This is a genomic window from Oscillospiraceae bacterium (assembly GCA_034925865.1).
In the GTDB taxonomy this organism is placed as follows: domain Bacteria; phylum Bacillota; class Clostridia; order Oscillospirales; family SIG627; genus SIG704.
Map to the genome: position 1 here is coordinate 1 of JAYFRN010000003.1, position 19659 is coordinate 19659.

General features: G+C 45.6%; 14 protein-coding genes. 3 read left to right on the top strand and 11 right to left on the bottom strand.

Translation table 11 applies throughout. The features are described 5' to 3' along the window. Positions 1-362 precede the first annotated feature (362 nt). From nadC to VB118_01040, 9 genes are all read right to left on the bottom strand, one after another. Positions 363-1193, bottom strand: a complete 831-nt coding sequence (nadC, locus tag VB118_01000; protein MEA4831177.1) for a carboxylating nicotinate-nucleotide diphosphorylase — start codon at positions 1191-1193, stop codon at positions 363-365. 26 nt (positions 1194-1219) lie between these two features. Then, positions 1220-2791 carry an L-aspartate oxidase gene (nadB, locus tag VB118_01005; GenBank protein MEA4831178.1) on the bottom strand — a complete coding sequence of 524 codons (1572 nt, stop codon included), beginning with the start codon at positions 2789-2791 and terminating at the stop codon, positions 1220-1222. A 16-nt stretch (positions 2792-2807) separates the two neighbouring features. Then, the gene (gene proS / locus VB118_01010; GenBank protein MEA4831179.1) at positions 2808-4268 is read right to left on the bottom strand and encodes a proline--tRNA ligase; all 1461 of its coding nucleotides are present in this window, start codon (positions 4266-4268) and stop codon (positions 2808-2810) included. A 56-nt stretch (positions 4269-4324) separates the two neighbouring features. Next, positions 4325-4990 carry a TIGR03936 family radical SAM-associated protein gene (locus tag VB118_01015; protein MEA4831180.1) on the bottom strand — a complete coding sequence of 222 codons (666 nt, stop codon included), beginning with the start codon at positions 4988-4990 and terminating at the stop codon, positions 4325-4327. Then, positions 4987-5571: a nitroreductase family protein gene (locus tag VB118_01020; GenBank protein ID MEA4831181.1), complete on the bottom strand. Its 585-nt coding sequence runs from the start codon at positions 5569-5571 to the stop codon at positions 4987-4989. The genes VB118_01015 and VB118_01020 overlap by 4 nt, the downstream gene beginning before the upstream one ends. Positions 5572-5577: 6 nt before the next feature. After that, positions 5578-7647 carry an alpha-amylase family protein gene (locus VB118_01025; protein MEA4831182.1) on the bottom strand — a complete coding sequence of 690 codons (2070 nt, stop codon included), beginning with the start codon at positions 7645-7647 and terminating at the stop codon, positions 5578-5580. A 181-nt stretch (positions 7648-7828) separates the two neighbouring features. Then, positions 7829-9325, bottom strand: coding sequence for a rhamnulokinase family protein (locus VB118_01030; GenBank protein MEA4831183.1), 1497 nt, complete (start codon positions 9323-9325; stop codon positions 7829-7831). Positions 9326-9390: 65 nt separating this feature from the next. Then, complete coding sequence (locus VB118_01035) at positions 9391-11130, bottom strand: [FeFe] hydrogenase, group A (GenBank protein MEA4831184.1); 1740 nt, start codon at positions 11128-11130, stop codon at positions 9391-9393. Continuing rightward, complete coding sequence (locus VB118_01040) at positions 11124-12953, bottom strand: NAD(P)-binding protein (protein MEA4831185.1); 1830 nt, start codon at positions 12951-12953, stop codon at positions 11124-11126. Before VB118_01040 ends, VB118_01035 begins: the two co-directional genes overlap by 7 nt. Positions 12954-13197: 244 nt before the next feature. On the opposite strand from VB118_01040, the gene VB118_01045 reads away from it, so the two are divergent. From VB118_01045 to VB118_01055, 3 genes are all read left to right on the top strand, one after another. After that, on the top strand, positions 13198-13863 hold the full coding sequence (locus VB118_01045) for a phosphoribosyltransferase family protein (GenBank protein MEA4831186.1): 666 nt from the start codon (positions 13198-13200) through the stop codon (positions 13861-13863). Positions 13864-13951: 88 nt separating this feature from the next. After that, complete coding sequence (locus tag VB118_01050) at positions 13952-15118, top strand: isocitrate/isopropylmalate family dehydrogenase (GenBank protein MEA4831187.1); 1167 nt, start codon at positions 13952-13954, stop codon at positions 15116-15118. A 544-nt stretch (positions 15119-15662) separates the two neighbouring features. Beyond that, complete coding sequence (locus tag VB118_01055; protein MEA4831188.1) at positions 15663-16907, top strand: cation:proton antiporter; 1245 nt, start codon at positions 15663-15665, stop codon at positions 16905-16907. Between the two features lie 592 nt (positions 16908-17499). Here VB118_01055 and VB118_01060 read toward each other — a convergent pair. Next, entirely contained in the window at positions 17500-18918 is a 1419-nt protein-coding gene (locus VB118_01060) for an SPFH domain-containing protein (protein MEA4831189.1), read from the bottom strand. A 20-nt stretch (positions 18919-18938) separates the two neighbouring features. Further along, positions 18939-19607 carry a hypothetical protein gene (locus tag VB118_01065; GenBank protein ID MEA4831190.1) on the bottom strand — a complete coding sequence of 223 codons (669 nt, stop codon included), beginning with the start codon at positions 19605-19607 and terminating at the stop codon, positions 18939-18941. Positions 19608-19659 lie beyond the last annotated feature (52 nt).

Sequence of the window (19659 nt, forward strand, 5' to 3'; positions counted from 1 at the left end):
ATCCATTAGTGAACTACGGTCACTTTCATTGAGTTCGATTACATATTTGACTGACGGCATGCAATATCCTCCCATCATGTGATGAGAATATTGTATCATAGATTTTGCCTTTATACAAGTTTTAGATGTTACGAAGTACTAGTATATGGGCTTTTCTCTCTTATAAAAACGACTTATTTAAATGTTTCTTCGCATCAGGCGACTTTCTTTGTCTCCTGTTTCTGTCTGATGTACATTCAGAAGTTGTCGACAAGCTAATAAAAAGCTGTATTCAGAAAGAAATTTAAACACATTTCTTTTTGAATACAGCACTTTATTTAATTTTATCCGTGAATCTTTTCGATATATTTAAAAATATCTGGTCACTTAACTTTAAATTTTAAACTTATATCCATTGCTCTGACAGAGTGAGTCAACGCTCCGATCGATATGAGATCTACTCCGGTAGAGGCGACTTCATATAAATCTTTATCTCCCATATTGCCTGAAGCCTCCGTGATCGAGCGACCGCCGACAATTATGACTGCCTTTTTCATATCTTCCACAGACATATTATCAAGCATGATTATATCGGCGCCGACGCGCAGAGCTTCATCCAGCATCTCGAAATTTTCAACCTCAACTTCTATTTTAAGAGTATGAGGCGCGTTTTTGCGTGCGTTTTCCACTGCTGCGGTAATGGAGCCGGATGCCACGATGTGGTTGTCCTTGATAAGAACCCCGTCGGCAAGGTTAAAGCGGTGGTTTGATCCGCCCCCGCATTTGACAGCATACTTTTCAAGCACACGCATACATGGCGTGGTTTTTCGAGTATCTACGATTTTAGCTTTAGTGCCTTTGACGGCTTCGACCGCGGCGCGCGTGCGTGTAGCGATGCCGCTCATATGCTGTAGAATGTTTAAAGCGGTGCGTTCGGCTGTGAGAAGACTTCTCGCGTTTCCGGAAACAACAGCGATCACATCGCCCTTGTTAACTTGAACACCGTCGTCATAATTTATTTCAAAAAGAACAGCGGGATCAACATATAGAAACACATCTCTGCATACTTCAAGTCCGCAAATTATTCCGTCTTCCTTCGCGATGAATTTTCCGCTCGCCGCGGCAGAAGCGGGTATGGTCGACAATGTCGTTATATCTCCCGTACCCACATCCTCACTCAGAGCTTCTTTTATAAAATCATGTACAGACAGCATCCGGTTATCTCCGTTTCTATTGAAATTCACTGCTCGATATAATGAGCGCCTACGCTGACCTTTCGGTCGATCGCGCCCTTCGCGACGCGGCGCGCCACCTCGGTCATATTGCACAATTCCATTTTTGCGGGAGTGTCGAGAATCATGCGTTCATATTTATCAAATAATGCATTAAGCTTTATATATGCCTGATTCATATCCGCCATATGGCGTACAGCACCGAAATTATCGCTCATCAGCTCTTTAAGCGCAAGCTTGTCCGCTGCGACTTCATCGTTTGATGCCGAAGGAGCTACGGAATCAGAAGAAACGAACATTGATTCTGAAAGGCCATGCTTTGATTCGCGGTATTTTCTGGACTCGGCATTTATATGGCGCGCGCAGCGTCTGCCAAACACAAGACATTCAAGCACGGAATTGCTTGCCAAACGATTGGCGCCGTGTATACCGGTACAAGCGCATTCCCCACAGGCATACAAACCGTTGACTGAAGTCATACCGTTGAGATCCGTCTCGATTCCGCCCATAAAATAATGCTGTGCCGGATGGATCGGAATATTGTCCTTGGTAAGTTTGATTCCGTGCCGTTCACATTCCGCAAATATGGTCGGGAAACGGTTTGAGAAAAACTCCGTAGTCATAGACGAGCAATCAAGCCATGCGTGAGCATCACCTGTACGCTTCAGCTCTTTGAGGATCTCCCTTGTCACAATATCACGGGGCGCAAGATCAGCCATTTCATGCTTTCCCTGCATAAACGCCTCACCGTTGTTGTTCCTGAGAATACCGCCCTCGCCTCTGACAGCCTCGGAAATCAAAAACTGGCGTTCGCTGCCCGCGCTTTCGCTTGTTATCAGTGTCGTCGGATGAAACTGAACCATTTCCATATTGATAAGCTTCGCTCCGGCTCTCGCGGCGCACGCTATTCCGTCTCCGACGGCTCCGACAGGATTGGTCGTATAACGGTAAAGCTGACCTATTCCGCCGGTTGCTATTATAATGTTCGGTGATTCGAACACAACATATTTTTCATTTTTACAGTCGTATAAAAGCACCCCGCATACTCCGTGCTCATCGGTAAGAACATCTGTAAGAAAGCTGTGAAATTTGACATGAATATTGCTGCGCGACATTACTATTTCGGAAAGACGTTTAGTCGTTTCCCTTCCCGTGGCATCGCCGCCGCAATGCACGATACGGCGCAGCCTGTGCCCGCCTTCGCGTGTGATCTGCAGCTCTCCCTCGCTGTCGACATCGAACGGAACATTCATATTGACAAGCTCGCGGATATTTTCGGGCCCTTCCTCAACGAGCACTTCAACGGCTTCCTGCTTGCAAAGCCCCGCACCAGCCTTAAGAGTATCCTCAATGTGAAGGCGCGAGTTGTCTTCCTTGGCCATTACCGCGGCTATGCCGCCCTGAGCAAGCCACGAATTTGATTCGTCTATATCGACCTTGGTAATAATGGCGCATGATTTTTTGTCATCGATGTGGAGAGCGGCATACATTCCCGCTATTCCGCTACCGATTATTATTACGTCATACTTTTCCGCGGATGAAAAATCCGCACACTTCTTATCAAATAAAAACCTGCGCATTTATAAACACCTCTTATTAATATGCCTTTCCCCAGTAAACGAGCGACTTCGCCGGTTTGCCGCAGCAGACGCAGGTATCAGATATTTTCTCATCGGTAATGCTGTCGCCCTTAAACGGCATACAGCGCGACGAAACATCGCATGTTTCCTTAAGCTTGCGTTCGCACTCCTCGTCGCCGCACCACATAGCTCTGATAAAACCGGGCTTTTCGGCAGCAACGGATTTCATTTCCTCAATACTGTGGGCGTCATATGTCATTGAATCGCGGCGTACCTTTGCTTTTTCATATAGACCGGCCGTAACATCCGACAAAAGCTTATCTATAGTTTTTTCAAGTTCGCCCGGCGCAACGGATGCGACCGTTTTCTCTCCGTTATCTCGTCTGACAATCACACACGCGTTATTCTCGATATCCTTGGGGCCGATCTCAATCCGCAGAGGAACCCCGCGCATTTCATATTCCGCAAATTTCCAGCCCGGACTCTGCTCTGATACGTCGATACCGGTTCTGAAGGATTTTTTCAAACGGCTGTAAAGCTCGTTTGTTTTATCAAGCACGCCTTCTTTGTGCTGTGCAATCGGTATGATTTCAAGCTGTACCGGAGCGATGGCCGGCGGCAGCACAAGACCGTTATTGTCTCCGTGAGTCATTATGATCCCGCCGATTATGCGTGTTGAAATTCCCCACGACGTCTGATAGCAGTTCTTAAGCTTGTTGTCACGGTCGAGATATTGTATTCCGAAGGCTTTGGCGAAGCCGTCGCCAAAATTGTGGCTGGTACCGGATTGAAGCGCTTTCCCATCGTGCATAAGCGCCTCTATCGTATATGTTGCCAATGCACCCGCAAATTTTTCTTTATCGGTTTTTCTTCCTTTTATGACTGGGATGGCAAGATATTTTTCGCAAAATTCGGCATAAATGCCGAGCATGCGGATAGTCTCGTCATATGCTTCCTCGGCGGTGGCATGCATGGTATGCCCCTCCTGCCACAGGAATTCCCTGCTTCTCAAAAACGGGCGGGTCGTCTTCTCCCATCTTACGACGCTGCACCACTGATTGTAAAGCTTTGGCAAATCACGGTATGATTTTATAATATTGGCGTAATGCTCGCAGAAAAGCGTCTCCGATGTAGGACGAACGCACAGGCGCTCCTGAAGCTGCTCGCTGCCGCCCTGAGTAACCCAGGCAACCTCGGGCGCAAAGCCTTCGACATGTTCTTTTTCCTTATTAAGCAGCGATTCCGGGATGAACATAGGCATATATACATTGCAATGCCCCGTTTCTTTAAACATCCTGTCAAGTATCGACTGGATGTTTTCCCAGATAGCGTATCCGTAGGGGCGGATGATCATGCATCCTTTAACACCGGAATAATCTATGAGGTCGGCCTTTTTCACAATGTCGGTGTACCACTGCGCAAAGTCCTGCTCCATCGGAGTTATTTCTTCGACGGCTCTTTTTCCCTTTTGTGCCATAGCTTCTTTTCCTTTTTGCTGTAATGCGTTTTATATATAAAATTCAGTATATACCTTTATTTATACCTAGTCAAGGTTTTCGTTCGTTTTATCGAAAATTCGCCCGGTTCTAATTCCCTGCACACAGCTTTGGCCGCAACGGAAAGCAGATATTCCGGATTGAGATATTCCGAATTGTCAGCTGAAAGCACGGCGGAAAGAATTGTCGTCCCGCCTATTTCAAATACCTCCGCCGATATGATCTGAGACTTTATATCCGTGGGCTTTACTCCGGATTTTGTGCGTTTATCAACTATAAGCTCCGGCATTGCCAGCGCTGATTTGAGCTTTTCGGTTTCTTCTGATGAAAAACTGTAAATTTTTATTTCATATTCCGCCGCGTATACGTCATCCTTGGGATTATCGTCCTCTACGGAGCATGAAACCAGCGATATCCCCTTCGGAAGCTGCTCTGAAAGCCGCCGGAATATCTCATCCGCGTCCATATTACAGCAATCGGCGGTAATTATAGTCATCCGTTCGCAAAGGCTTTCCGTTCCGACGGAAAGCGGAAGCGAAAAACTGAGCTTCGGATGCGGATTAAAGCCTTCCGAATGTTTTAGATCAATATCTGCTCTTGTGAGCGCACGCGTGAAAACACGCGTCAGATCGAGATGCGAAATATACTTCACCGCTCCGAGCTTTTTGAATATTATTCTGTATACATGATTCTGTCCGGTCATTTTTTGATTTCTCCGGTAATTATCAATTCACGGATGCTGCGTTTTGGAACACAATGCACTCCGTCTTTATTTCTGTAATATTTTATCTCTGTGTCTTCCGCCGTGACAAGCTGTATTTTCTCTTTCGGGGCGCCGAGCGCGATAAGAAGCAAGGGCTGATATCCTTCGCCGAGCCCGAAGAGACCGGAAACCGCCTCTTTTGAAAAGCTGCCTATCATGCAAGAACCAAGCCCGATTTCACGCGCTCCGAGAGTGATCGCATATGCGTAAATTCCCGTATCAATGTCATACGGAGCTTTTCTTATCGATGTGTCGTTACATAAAAGAATATACGCCGTAGGTTCGTTTCCGGAAAAGGGCGGTTTGTTTGACGTAAAATATCCTGCCCATTTAATATGCGGAAATATCGCTGTACAACCTTCTTCAGAAACGGTATACGTAAATTTTATTGCCTGAAGATTGGCGGCGGATGGCGTCAGGGTACACAAGCCTATAAGCGAAAGCACCTCGCTTTCGCTTATAGGACGGCTTCTGTCGAAATTGCGTACGCTTCGCGTTTCGGTCATCAGATCTTTTAACATATATCGTTATTCTATAACAATGACTTCATAATCGTCAAGCTTGTCAAGAACAAATGTAAGCTTTCCGCTTTCGGTACGCTTGCCGAGAATATTGCCTCCGCGAAGCGTTCTGAGTTTGAATTCTCTGCCGTCTGTTTTAATTCCGAAGCCATCAAGCGTCAGTGAAAAGCGCACATTATTGAGAGGAACCAGCTTTTCAAGAGGACGGTACATAGCTCCCGTAAGATTTACCGCATGAAGAATAAATCTGTCGGAATTTTCTTGACGGCGCAGCACCGTTTCGTAAAGGCCGGGTTCATCCGATTCCACAACCGGCTTTGCGGTATAATCGGCGAAAGCGTTTACGAGATTTGCGTAATCCGTCATATTGCGGCCGTTAACGGTTTCGGCGTAGTTGCCGCATATATAATAGGCGCAGCCGCTTCCGTATTTATGCTCGCATAAGAATGGATAATATCCGTCCTCCGGAATAATGGCGTATGTGCTCGGCATCGGATGCATGACCTTCATCAATACCTTTGTATCCGGGAGCGTATTCCATTCAAGGGTCAGAATATTTCCGGGGATTCTTGGGAAAGAAAGCGCGTCGGTTATGGGATGCGAGCCGGTGGAAATAGCATACGCGTTTCCGACGCTTGGTGAACTGACAAGCTTTGGTGTGCCGCAAAGCCCGAGAACCTCGGCAAGCTTCGGGGTGGAAGCGAAGCTTCCGTCTTCATTGTACATACCGGCATCAAAATTGGCAAGGAGCTTTCCGCCGTCGGAGACGAACTTCTTTATCGCCTCGGCTCCGTCGTCGGTAAGGCATGCGACCTCGGGCAAAATCACCGCTTCATACTTTGAAAGAGTGCCGTCGACGAGCGAAACGTCGTCGATTATGTCAAACTGCACATGCTTGCGGACGAGCATATCATATACGGACATTATCGCGCCGTAATGGTCGCCTCTTTCGCGAAAGCCGGATTTTCTTGCCGCGACGAAGTCGCTGTCGCCAACGCTGGAGGCATAATTATTCGCAGTGAACTGAGACCAGACAAGCGCGATGCGCGCGCAGGTCTTTGAGGCGGCAAAAACATCGGAATTGGATAGTACGAATTTATTCATTGCGCGCGCCGCCAGACAGGATTCCGTATTTTTAAATTCGGAAGGCGAGAAATGCACTCCGTACCAAATATTCGATCCGTTGGCATAGCTCTGCGCGTATGTAAGCGTCGTTTCGGCCGGTGTGTGCAGGTAATATGCTATACCGGAATGGTTTCCTGAGAAGAAGCATACGGTCGTCTTGCCGTTTGCGAGCGTCTCGAGATATTTCGCTTTGCTGCTTACATGCCAAAGCCCGAGCCCCATAGACGCGGAGTGAAATCCGCCTTCCGCTCCGAGTATATCGACATACGGATAAACCTTTCTGGTATTGTTCCCTGTTATATCGGCTCTGAGCGCGGAATTATTTAAATAAAGCAATATGTCGGGATTTATTCTCTTTACGGTCTCATATGCTTCTTTAATATGCTGGGTCACGCTGTCAACGCGCATGGTCTGAAGCTCTATGCGCGTGGCCTCGTATATCGAATGTCCGAATTTTTTCTCAAAGTCGGCGCGGCATACGTCGCAATAGCATCCGTTCTCACGCATGACGGGACCGTCGAGAAAAACGCCGTCGATATCGTGATGGCAGAGAGCATCAAGCTCCTTAATAAAATTTTTATGCCAGTCGCCGTTCGGATTTATGCACACGAGGTTGTATATCGAATACGCGGGCATGCGATTTCCTTCCTTGGTCAGCTGACACCAGTCCGGATGCTCAGCAGCAATCTTATCGCTCATGCAGTGAGTATTATAATAACATATTTCATGAATGCCATGCGATCGTGATTTTTTTAAATATTTGTCTAGGATTTCGGCATGCTCTGATTCTTTGTAATATGCCATATGTCCGTTATTTGCGAGAAGATGAAGCAGCTGCTCGGTATTAAAGCCGTATTTCGCGACATATTCATCGAGCACCCATTCGTCGTCATCTCCGAGGCTGCACTGGACAGCGCTGATTGTAAGAGGCTGCTTTTCCCACCATTTCATAGTAATATTTCTCCTTTTATATCTGCCGATTCCGGCCGAATTTAGTCTTCATTGTCTGCGGTGAAATGATTACACTTTTTGGTTTATCTGCTATGCTTTATTAAAACGGCAATTAAATAAGTCTTGTCTTATAAGAGATAAAAGTCCATATACAAGAGCCTTTTCTCTCTTTTAGCGGTAATTATTTAATTGCCGAGTTAATAATATATATTTCCTTTGCCTTTTCGTATGCCGAATTCCATTCTATATGTGATTCCGGATAATACTCCTTAATCGGTTCGGACCGCGCGATGACTCCGCGAGCCTCTGTGAGCGAGGATATTTTCCCGAGTGCGATAAGCTGTATCACGGTATTTCCGTACACGGTTGCCTCCGTTGGGCCGGATAGCACCGGTATCCCGCATGCCGAGGCGGTCATGGCGCATAAAAGCGTATCTTTCGTTCCTCCGCCGACGACATAAAGCTTTTCAAAGCGTTTGCCTGTACAGCTTTCGAGGTTTTCAAGAACATATCTGTATTTCAAAGCAAGGCTTTCATAAATACAGCGCATGATATCGCCGGTTGTTTCCGGAATGTGTTGTCCTGTCCGGCTGCAGAATTCTCTGACGCGTCCAGGTATGTCTCCGGGAGTGGCAAAGGCAGGATCATCGGGATCAATAAACGATACAAACGGCTCGGCCTTCAGCGCGAGATTCTCAAGCTGTGAATATGAGTATTCGCTTCCTTCACGCCGCCATGCCCTCCTGCTTTCCTGAATTAGCCAAAGCCCTGTCACGTTCTTTAAAAAATTTACGGTCCCGCAGGCGCTAAGCTCGTTGGTGAAGTTATACGCCAGCGTCGTTTCGTTTATAAGAGGAGCGACAAGTTCCGTTCCGATTAATGACCATGTGCCGCTGCTTATATACGCAAAACCGGATTCTGCCGCCGGAACGGATATTACCGCGCTTTGAGTGTCATGGGCCGCGACGGAAATCACTTTTATTTTTTTGCCTTTCAGACCGACCTCGGCGGCGACATCGTCCGAAATACCGCCCAAAATAAACCCGCAATCCGTGACGGGAGGAAAGAGCTCAGCGGAAATGCCCAGAGCATTTAGAATTTCGGGCGAATATTCTTTTTTATTCGCGTCCAGCAGCTGAGTCGTGGAAGCCATTGAAAGCTCAGTATTCATAATACCCGTCAAAAAATAATTAAAAAGATCCGGTATCAGAAGCAGCCTTTTTGCTCTTGAAATCAACGCCGGTCGCTTTTTAACAAGTGCGAAAAGCTGATATATTGTGTTTATTTCCATGAACTGAATTCCCGTCAGCTCATAGATTTTCTCACGCGTGATTATTTTAAAGAGCTCGTCCTTCATTCCGGAAGTACGTCGGTCGCGGTAATGGACCGGGTTCTCAAGCATGCGTCCGTCTTCGCCGATTAGACCGAAATCAACCCCCCACGTATCAATACCGAGTGAATCCGTTTCGATGCCGGAAGAGGCAAGCTTCATAAGCCCCTGTTTTATCTCGAAAATCTGTCTGGGTGTATCCCAGAAAAGAGTATCACCGAGCTGGACCGGATCGTTTGAAAACCTGTGAATCTCATTGAGGACGATCTTCTCTCCGTCAAATTCCGCGACGACCGCGCGTCCGCTCGACGCTCCGAAATCAAATGCCAATACTTTTACAGTTTTCATTTCTATGATCATGCCTTCCTTTGCATCGAAGAATGAGTTATTGCCGTTTCCGAATGGCGAATCCGTTATTTTGTGTGAAGCTCCGCATGAGCTTTTTCGGATAAGGGCGCTCCGTAATATTCGTCATATATTCGTTTTATTGAAGGATTTTCATGCGCAAATCTTATCTCGGACGAACAATCAAGCGTTTTTAGTATTTCGGCGCGTTGGGCGGCAAGTTCAAATCCGTCGTGAATCGGCTGTCCGCCTCCGCCTGAACATCCTCCGGGGCAAGCCATGATCTCGACTATGTCAAAATGTTCTTCTCCGGATTCTATCATTTCGATTAACCTGCGCGCATTTCGTAATCCGCTCGCGATCCCGAGCGAAACCTTTGCGCCGGCGATATCGATTGTGTATTTTCTCATACCATTGTCATTCTCCCTGACATTGGAGAAACAGTCGGGAGAGGGATTTTTACCGGTGATGAAGTAATAAGCGGTTCTCAGCACCGCCTCCGAAACGCCGCCGGTCGTGCCGAAAATTACTCCCGCGCCTGAAGCCAAGCCCAGCGGAGAATCGAAATTCTCTTCTTCAGCGGCTTCGACATCATGGTTTGCGGATGTGATCATGCGTGCCAGCTCACGCGTGGTGATCACCGCGTCAACATCCCGTCCGTTTTCAAACGCGTTGGGGCTGTCCGCGGCTTCCTTCTTTTTCGCCAGACAAGGCATGACGGAAACAGAAAAAATTTTAGATGGATTCTCTCCTATCAACCCGGCAAAATAGCCCTTAACCGCTGCGCCGAACATCTGCTGAGGCGACTTTGTACTTGAGAGGTTTTCCGCCGCATCCGGAAAACGTTCCTTTGCGAATGTCACCCATGCCGGACAACATGAGGTGAACAGGGGATATTTATATTTTTTACCGCTTTTCAATCTTTCAATAAGCTCGCTTGTTTCTTCCATTACTGTCAGGTCAGCGGAAAAATCAGTATCGAACACGTAATTAAAGCCCAGAGCGCGGGTAAGCGATACAAGCCTGCCTACGTTCGCCTTTTCCGCAGTGAGCTTCATCGATTCAGCCCATGCTGCACGCACAGCCGGAGCGATCTGTATAACAGTTATCAAATCTGGATCGCCGAGCGCGGCGATCACCCGTTCCTCATCGCTCCTCTCCTTCAAAGCGGCGACAGGACAATGCGTTATACACTGGCCGCAGAGAGTACAGCCGCTTTCAGATATCGTTTTGCCGCCGGCCGCTCCGATTGCGGCACGCGCTCCCGTTCCTCTGAGCTCCCATGCGTTTACAGACTGGATTTTATCACAGACATTTATGCATCTCATGCATTTAATGCACTTCGCCGCTTCTTTTATAAGCGGAAACGAACCGGGAGCATCGTTTTCCGCCAGCTTTTTCTCATATATTCTGTCTGTGATATTCATATCACGGCAAAGGGACTGAAGCGTGCAGTTGCCGTTTCTTGTGCAGTTTGGGCAGTTGGCGTCATGCTGAGACAGGATCAGACGAATATTTGTTCGGCGCGCGCTGCGGACACGCTTTGAATTGGTATATACAACCATACCCTCTTCGATCATTGTATTGCACGCGGTAACAAGCTTCTCGCCGCCCTCAATTTCTACAAGGCAGACGCGGCAGGCGCCGATTTCATTAATATCACGCAGATAACAAAGCGTAGGGATATTAATGCCGCACTTTTTTGCCGCGTCGAGAATTGTCGTCCCCTCCGGGACGCTGACCGGCCGCTTATCTATTATAAGATTTATGTTCTTTGTTTCTGTTTTATTTATATGTGCGTTTACCATTGCGGTTTTCGTCCTCCTTTGAGTGAAGCGAGGCCGAAGCGGTCACAGCGCAGACATCTCGCGCATTCTCTTAATACTTCTTCCTGCGTCATCGGGTCTTCCATCAGATTAAAATCGTTCTTTCGTTCGGATTCCGGACGCTCTTTTGTGTTGATTCTACCGCACGCGCATTTAACGTGATAATCCGGCTCCGGAATCTCGACATCACAGGTTATTTTATGCGAAAATCCGAGGTAAGTGTCAATATTGCGCGACGCGACTTTTCCGGCTTCTACAGCCCGGATAACGGTCGCGGGACCGGTCACGCAGTCTCCTCCGGAAAAAATACCTCCGTCGCGTGAAACTACGGTTCCCTTTGAATTTGCCGTGATAAGTCCCCATCTTGTCGGGATGCCCGACTCCATAAAATGCTCCGATTCGACATCCTGCCCAACAGCGACGATTATGACATCGCATTCAATGCGCCGCTCCGGCTCGCCGGATTCAATGGGCCTAGGTCTTCCTCTGTCATATTCCCCGGAAATCTGCGGCTTTACAATAAGCGCGGCAACTTTTTCTCCGTCTGTTTCCACTCGGACAGGCGACATGAGCTGTATGACCTCGCAGCCCTCGGCCATAGCGCCATCTATTTCGTCCGCAAGAGCTGTCATATCAGTTATTCTCCTGCGGTAAATGCATTTCACATTATTCGCACCGAGGCGCATGGATGTACGTGACGCATCCATTGCGACATTTCCGCCGCCGACCACCACGACGCGCTTGCCCGTAAAGTCCGGCGCGTTTTCTTCTCCAACCGAACGCAAAAGCTCCACGGCGCTCATGACGCCGCGGGCATCTTCGCCTTCTATTCTGAGCTTTTTATCGGTATGCGCGCCGATTGAAATATAAACGGCGTCATTTTTACTCTTAAGCTCATCCAATGTAATGTTTTTTCCTATTTCAATACCGGTCTTGATTTCCACTCCCGCGGAAATAATAGTTTCTATATCCGAATCCAGCCATTTATCCGGAAGCCGGTATGAAGGTATGCCGTATCTGAGCATACCGCCGGTTTTTAAGCGCTTTTCATAGACGGTCGCTTTATGTCCCATCAGCGAAAGGAAATACGCGCATGTGAGCCCGGCTGGACCAGCGCCTATGACAGCAACGGATTTACCGGTTTGCTCCGCGCATCTCCGGACGGGAACCTTTCCCGCGCCTTCGACCGCCGCACGTTTAATGGCTCTGATATTGACAGCGTCGTCTATTATTCCTCTGCGGCAGCCCGATTCGCACGGATGCTCGCAGACGAGCGCGCATGACGCGACAAACGGATTGTCTTTTCTGATAAGCTTAACCGCGTCCGCGCATCTTCCCGCTTTTACAAGCGCGATATATCCGGGTACATCTACATCGGCTGGGCAAAGAGAGGTACACGGTATAGACCCGAAACCCGCGGCGCAAACTCCGTGCTGCGCATGAGATATGTAATCGTCATAAAATCCGGCGAGGATTTCAAGAAAAGCGGACGCCGCCTCAAATCCGATCGCGCAGTCCGCAGAATCGCGGATTGTCTTCGCTGTTTCTTCCATAAGAGCGAGATCATCGACGGAACCTTTTCCGTCGAGAATTTTCTCGGAAAGCTCATACAGTACATTCAGCCCGATGCGGCAGGGCACGCACTTTCCGCAGCTTTGCGCAAGGCACATACGGATATACGCTCCGGCGAGCTCGACCGGACAAGTTCCCCTAGGCGCGAATTCAGCTCGCTTGATTAGTGATTTGTAAAGCTCATTAGCGCATTTTTGCGCTTTTTCCTGCTTTTTTAATTCCAGTTCCGTCAAGTTTATTTCTCCTGATTTTTGCATTCGCATTCAGTATAATAATAACCGAATTATATGAACATAGTGTGAACATACGTCCTACTTGTCCTATTATGTCGAAATTTAAACACATGAATTATATGTTTACACAGGCTTTTATTTATAGTATAATTATTGAGTTGATTTAAGAGAAGAATCCAGATATCAGAGTCATTTCTTGTTAAAAGTTTTTTCAATTTTAATAGCATATTGAGGTTTTTATATAATGTTAAACTCGTTATTATCGCTTTTATTCCCTCCTATATGCCCGATATGCTCTATGCCTTTGCTCCCGGAGGATACAAGAGGCGTATGCGCCTCTTGTATGACAGAGCTCGCCGCACTTTATTCGCCTAAGCTTATATCAAGCCGGATTATATCCGACGCCGGTATATGCCGCGCAACAGTATTGTTTCCATACCGTGACGCAAAGATTAAAAAGATGATTTTCGCGGCAAAGACACGCGGCAGCCGAACCGCTGTAAGATTTTTCGCATCTTATGCCGCAGATGGCATTCTGTCAGAAAAAGTTTTTTCGTCAGCCCAAATAATTACATATGCTCCAAGGCGGAAAAGCGCGCTTTACAAGTCCGGAAACGACCAGGCGTTCCTATACGCTAAGGATATATCCACACTTACGGGCATTCCCTGTTCGCGCCTTATCTCCCGTACCGGAGGCTTTTTTGACGGAAGACGCGAACAAAAAACGCTTGGTCAGGCAGAGAGAGCGAAAAACGTCCGCGGCTCTTTCCGCGCATCTCCGGATGCTTCAGGTAAACGAATACTGCTGATCGACGACGTTATGACTACAGGCTCGACGCTTTCGGAAGCCGCGCGCGTTTTGTTAGCATCCGGCGCAGCATCGGTATGCGTGATAGCGATATCGGGGTGATCGGACATTACTACAAAATCAATTTATTTCATCGGGCAATATATAAAGCAATAAATTAACTACAATCTAATACATATAGGAGCCATAAATGAACATTTTACAAATAGAAGCAGCAAAAGAAAAATTCGGATCATTAATTGAAAAGCAGCTAAGAAGAATCGAAAAAATGAATCATGACGGAGATTTTATTAATTACAGAATGCTTGATAAAACTATAATCGGTGTTTGCGGCGGAGACGGAATCGGACCTTCAATAACCAGACAGGCACAACGTATTTTGGAATATTTACTTGCCGATGAGGTTCAAAAAGGTAAAATAGAATTCAGAATTATAAATGGCTTAACGATTGAAAGACGAATTCAAGAAATGTCTGCCATCCCAGCTGAAGTATTAGATCAACTGAAAGAGTGCAATGTTATTCTGAAAGGGCCGACAACAACTCCCAGAAAGGGCGACGATTATCCGAATATTGAATCGGCAAACGTGGCAATGCGCAAAGAATTAGATTTATTTGCAAATGTACGTCCTGTCCGTATTCCCGAACAAAAAATTGATTGGACTTTTTATAGAGAAAATACAGAAGGCGGTTATGCCGCGGGGAAAGACGGTATAAATGTAACCGATGATCTCGGAATTGACTTTACTATAACCACAACTCAGGGCTGTGAAAGAATAATAAAAGCTGCTTTTGAATTTACAAAGCAAAACAACAAAACAAGAATAACTGCAGTCACAAAAGCAAATATTATTAAAACAACGGACGGAAAATTCTTAGATGCATTTTATAAAATAGCAAAAGAATATCCCGGCATAACTTCTGATGATTGGTATATTGATATCATGACTGCAAAGCTTGTTGATATAAAAAGGCGAGCAGATTTTCAGGTTTTTGTACTTCCAAATCTATATGGAGATATCCTGACAGATGAAGCCGCCGAGTTTCAGGGCGGCGTGGGAACGGCAGGAAGTGCGAATATCGGTAAAAAATATGCAATGTTTGAAGCTATCCACGGTTCTGCTCCAAGAATGGTGAAGGAAGGCCGGGATATTTATGCCGATCCATGCAGCATGATGCGTGCAGGGGCGATGCTCCTTTCACACATCGGTTATAATATTGAAGCAGAAAAGTTAAATAAAGCGCTGGACACTTGCACTATTACAGAAAAAAAGCTGATAATGACCGGCAGAGACACCGGCGCAACGAGCGAAGAATTCGCCGATTACATAATGGATACTATAAATACCTTTAATTAAATTTAACTTACATATACAGAACAAAGACGACATAACACATCGTTTTTGTTCTGTCTTTGTATATTCTGATGGAGTATAGATTTTTGCTTTATGAAGGTATTGCTTTCAGAGGCTTCGTTAAAAATTTCTTTATATAGCACTTGACAAAACCATATTAACGGAATATAATATATTGTGGAATTTATTTCACCGTTGCCGTCCATATTGAGGTTCGGAGATGAAATCTTCAAATCCCAAATGCTTATGGATGGTATTTTTTGTGCAATAAAAGTATATATTTCGTCGTGTTTTCACATTACGACTATAGTATTTATACCGTTTGTCTGATCCCGTACATATATCAAATTATATTATTTATGCGTCAGGCAAAAGTGTGAGAACTTCTCACACTTTATGTTTGTAAAGAATTCCGGATTTTTATAGTATTCTTATCCCGTTTTGATATAATAATAAATCGGAACAATATTTGAACTGAAATCTCCGGCAAATTCAACATAAATAATATTATTATAAATAATCAAAATCATAATGGAGTACCAACGCAATGCAATACTACCTCATTTTATTACCAATCGCGTTATTGCTTATCGTATCAAAAGTATTGATGAAATTCTGCAGTAAAATCGGCTTGCCGGGCGTTATCGGAATGCTGCTTGCCGGAATACTTGTCGGTTTAATTAAATACATTCCCGGTCAAACGATTTTTAACGAAACAAGCCTTACCGGAATCGGATTTTTCGCACAGATCGGTGTAATCCTGATCTTGTTTACTGCCGGCCTCGAAACCGACTTGAACCAGATTAAGAGCATCGGCGGCCCTGCTGTAATCATCACATGCGCCGGAGTTATCGTCCCTATGGGACTGGGATTTTTAGTGGCAACACTCTGCAACGGCGGATTTGCGGCCTTAAATCATGACACAATCATAACAAACATTTTTTACGGAACAATATTGACCGCCACCTCTGTCAGCGTAACAGTCTCGACTCTCCGTGAAATCGGAAAGCTAAGCACTAAGGTCGGCAGTACAATCATCGCAGCCGCAATAATTGATGATATTCTGGGAATTATCGCCCTTTCTGTCGTCATTGCGTTGAAAAGCAACGGATCAACGGAAGTGGCGAACCCCTTGATGGTTATTTTAAAGACAGTTTTGTTTTTCGTGGTTGTTGCGATTATCGCATTTTTTGCATCAAAGCTTTTCAGAAATCTGGATACTAAATATCCCCATCACCGCTTGATTCCCATATTCAGCCTGGCATTCTGCTTTATAATAGCTTATGTCAGCGAAAGATGGTTCGGAATTGCCGATATAACCGGTGCTTACATCGTCGGTTTGATACTTTCCACAAATCCTGACAAGCAGTATATCGTCCAAAAATCCGATATTCTCGGTTATATGATTTTTGTTCCGCTATTTTTCGGTAATATCGGTATATCAACAGAGTTTGCGGGTATGAATCTGAACATGCTGTTTTTCGGAATCATGTTTATATTAGCCGGTATTATAGGTAAAATTATCGGCTGCGGCGGTGCCGCGCTTCTCTGTAAATATAAATTCAGCGACTCCTTAAAAGTTGGAATCGGAATGATGGCGCGCGCGGAGGTTGCTCTCGTTACGGCGCAAAAAGGTGTCGAAGCAGGCATTATAACCAGCTCTGTTATGCCCTTTATCGTCCTTCTTATTGTTGTTACAAGCTTTATCACACCGATAGCACTGCAATCCGTTTACCATCACGATGAAAAGCATGAGATCGCTTTAAATAATTCAAAGAGCCAAAAAGTTTAATAAAAATTATTTATTAAAAAGCAGGAGACCATCATGGCCTCCGGCTTTTTTATATCGCTAAAATGGTTAAATTTTTTCTTGCCTCTTAAGGTTTTCATCCAGTAAAAGTAGCTCCGAATTTTCTTCTTAGCAAGCACGATGCAAGTTGTAGACAAATCATTAAATTATACAATCTCTGCATTTCTGTGAAGTACCTTTTTCTTTATACCAGCTTCTTACTGCAATTCACAACAACACACCAATATTATACCTGATCAAATGGAGCGGAGAGCAGATACATAAAAATGTATCTGTTCTCCGCTCTTTGTTATAAATATAAACAATCTCGCTTGTGTGAAAACGGCAATTATAAAACGGAAATTTAATAATCAAAGCCCATATACCAGAGCTTTTTCATCCATAAAGTGCTATTATTTATTAACTCGGCATTTAAATAATTACCGCTTAAAGAGAGAAAAAGCTTTGGTATATGGGCTCTTCTCTCTTAAAAGACAAGGATTATTTAAATGCCGTTTAATAATTGCCGTGCTAATAATTACCGTATTTTTTAATTTATAGTTTGGTATATTGGCTGTTTATATTAATTCTTCTGTCATTTTGCATCTGAAGGCGCGGGCGCATCAGGAGCCACGTCAGCCTCAGAAGCCGGAGCTTTTTCGGTTCCGAGATAATCCGGCAACTTCATACCCGCCATGTCAAACATTTCACTCATGGGTGGTATTGACTTCATCATTCCTGATAAGAAATTCGCGGTTGATGTTTTCCCGTCCTTGGCCGAACCGGAATCCCAGACGGTTACCTTGTCGATCTTGATATTCTTGATTGCTTCGACCTGGAGTTGAATAAGCTTTTCCATCTTGTCGGCAAGCATCAGGCGGATCGCGTCATCCGAATTGCCATCGGCGGCTTCAACGATCTTAGTAAAGCCTTCGGCCTGCTTTGAAAGGATTTCATACAAACCGGCAGCTTCCGCTTCACGACGCATTCTGATGGAATCAGCTTCACCGCGCGCTCTCCGGCGTGTTTGTTCGGCTTCTGCTTCAGCCTGAAGTTCAAGACGCTTTTTTTCGATTTCAGTTTTAACAATGATATCGGCTTCGAGCTTTGCTTTTTCGAGGTACGCTCTCGCCTGCTCTGCGGCTTGCTGAGCAGCGTAGGATTCTTCCATTGCCTTTGCCGCCTGGATATTCTCCGTGGCGGTTGCGCGTTTAAGCGATTCGGCTTCTCTTTCGCGGCGGGTGGCGTCGGATTCCGCGACCTTTGCTTTGGCTTCGTTTTCACCCTGTATAGCTTCAGAATTGGATTTTGAAACGCTGATTCTTTGATCGCGTTCGGCGTTTGCCGCGCCTATCGCACCGGCGCGGTCAGCCTGAGCCACAGAAACCTTTGCGTCATTGATCGCTTTGGATGCCGCCTCTTTACCAAGAGCGACTATATAGCCGGATTCATCATCGATATCGGTAACGTTGACGTTTATCAGTCTCAAACCGATCTTCTTTAATTCGCTTTCCACGTTTCCGGATACGGCTTCAAGAAATTTATCACGGTCGGTATTTATTTCTTCGATATCCATTGTTGCAATCACAAGACGGAGCTGGCCGAAAATGATATCTTCCGCAAGCTTTTGGATTTCTTCCATCTTGAGTCCGAGAAGACGCTCTGCCGCATTCTGCATAATACCAGACTCGGTTGAAATACCGACGGTAAATCTTGATGGTACATCGATACGAATGTTCTGGCGTGAAAGCGCATTCCTGAGATCAACGCTTATCGAAACGGGCGTCAGATCGAGGTATTGATACGCCTGCATAACCGGCCATATAAAAGCCGCGCCGCCGTGTATGCATTTCGCGCTGCGCTGAGAGCCGTCGTTATTATTGCCGACTTTACCGTAAATGACCATAACCTTATCGGAAGGGCATTTTTTGTAACGGGAAAGCAATACAACCACTGTTGTAAACAATAGCACCGCGATAACCGTCACAAGCATTACAATTTCATATGTGTCCATGGGAAACTCCTTTATGTATATTATTTTTTGAGTAGCGAGTTTAATCTTTCAATAAATTCGTCAGCTTCCGCGTTGTCCGCGATGGGTGCAGAAAACAACGTCCGGCCGTCTCGTGCTTTTATTACAATCTCATATGCTTTGACGAATGTAAGCGCGGGATCGACATCGGCAAGCTCTTTTTTTACCGAAGCAACCGACGATATGTCGGCAAGAAAGATCGCAACAGTTTTTTTATCGTCCTTTTCTGACACGAAGGAAAACCGGCTGCATGAAATGTCGCATGTCGATTTATTGATCTTTATCTGTGTTATGGCATATTCGACTGTACGGAATTTTCCATCGTCTCCTTTGAGATATTGTATTCCGTCTCCGAACACAAAGCCCTCTGCGATATATCTGTCGCGGTCTCCCGAATACCCTTTTGATTTAGTACTGATAAATTCTTCACGGAAGAGATTGTCGCGTTTTCGTTCTAACGCATTGTCAATCTCCGAATCCTTTGGCTTTGTAATCGCTGAAACGAGAATCACAAAGCTTCCGGTAATAAGGAGCGGATACATAAAAAATCCGTAGCTCCATATAAAATAGCACAATATTCCTAAGAAAACCATCACTCCCCCGATTGCATAAAATAATGTGTGCAGCGCCTTTTTCTGAGTAAAGTATTTTGCATTGCCTGAATAGTTCATATGAATCCTTTCCACTTTTCATCCGGAATCCGGATCAGCCGTTTTTTGTTTG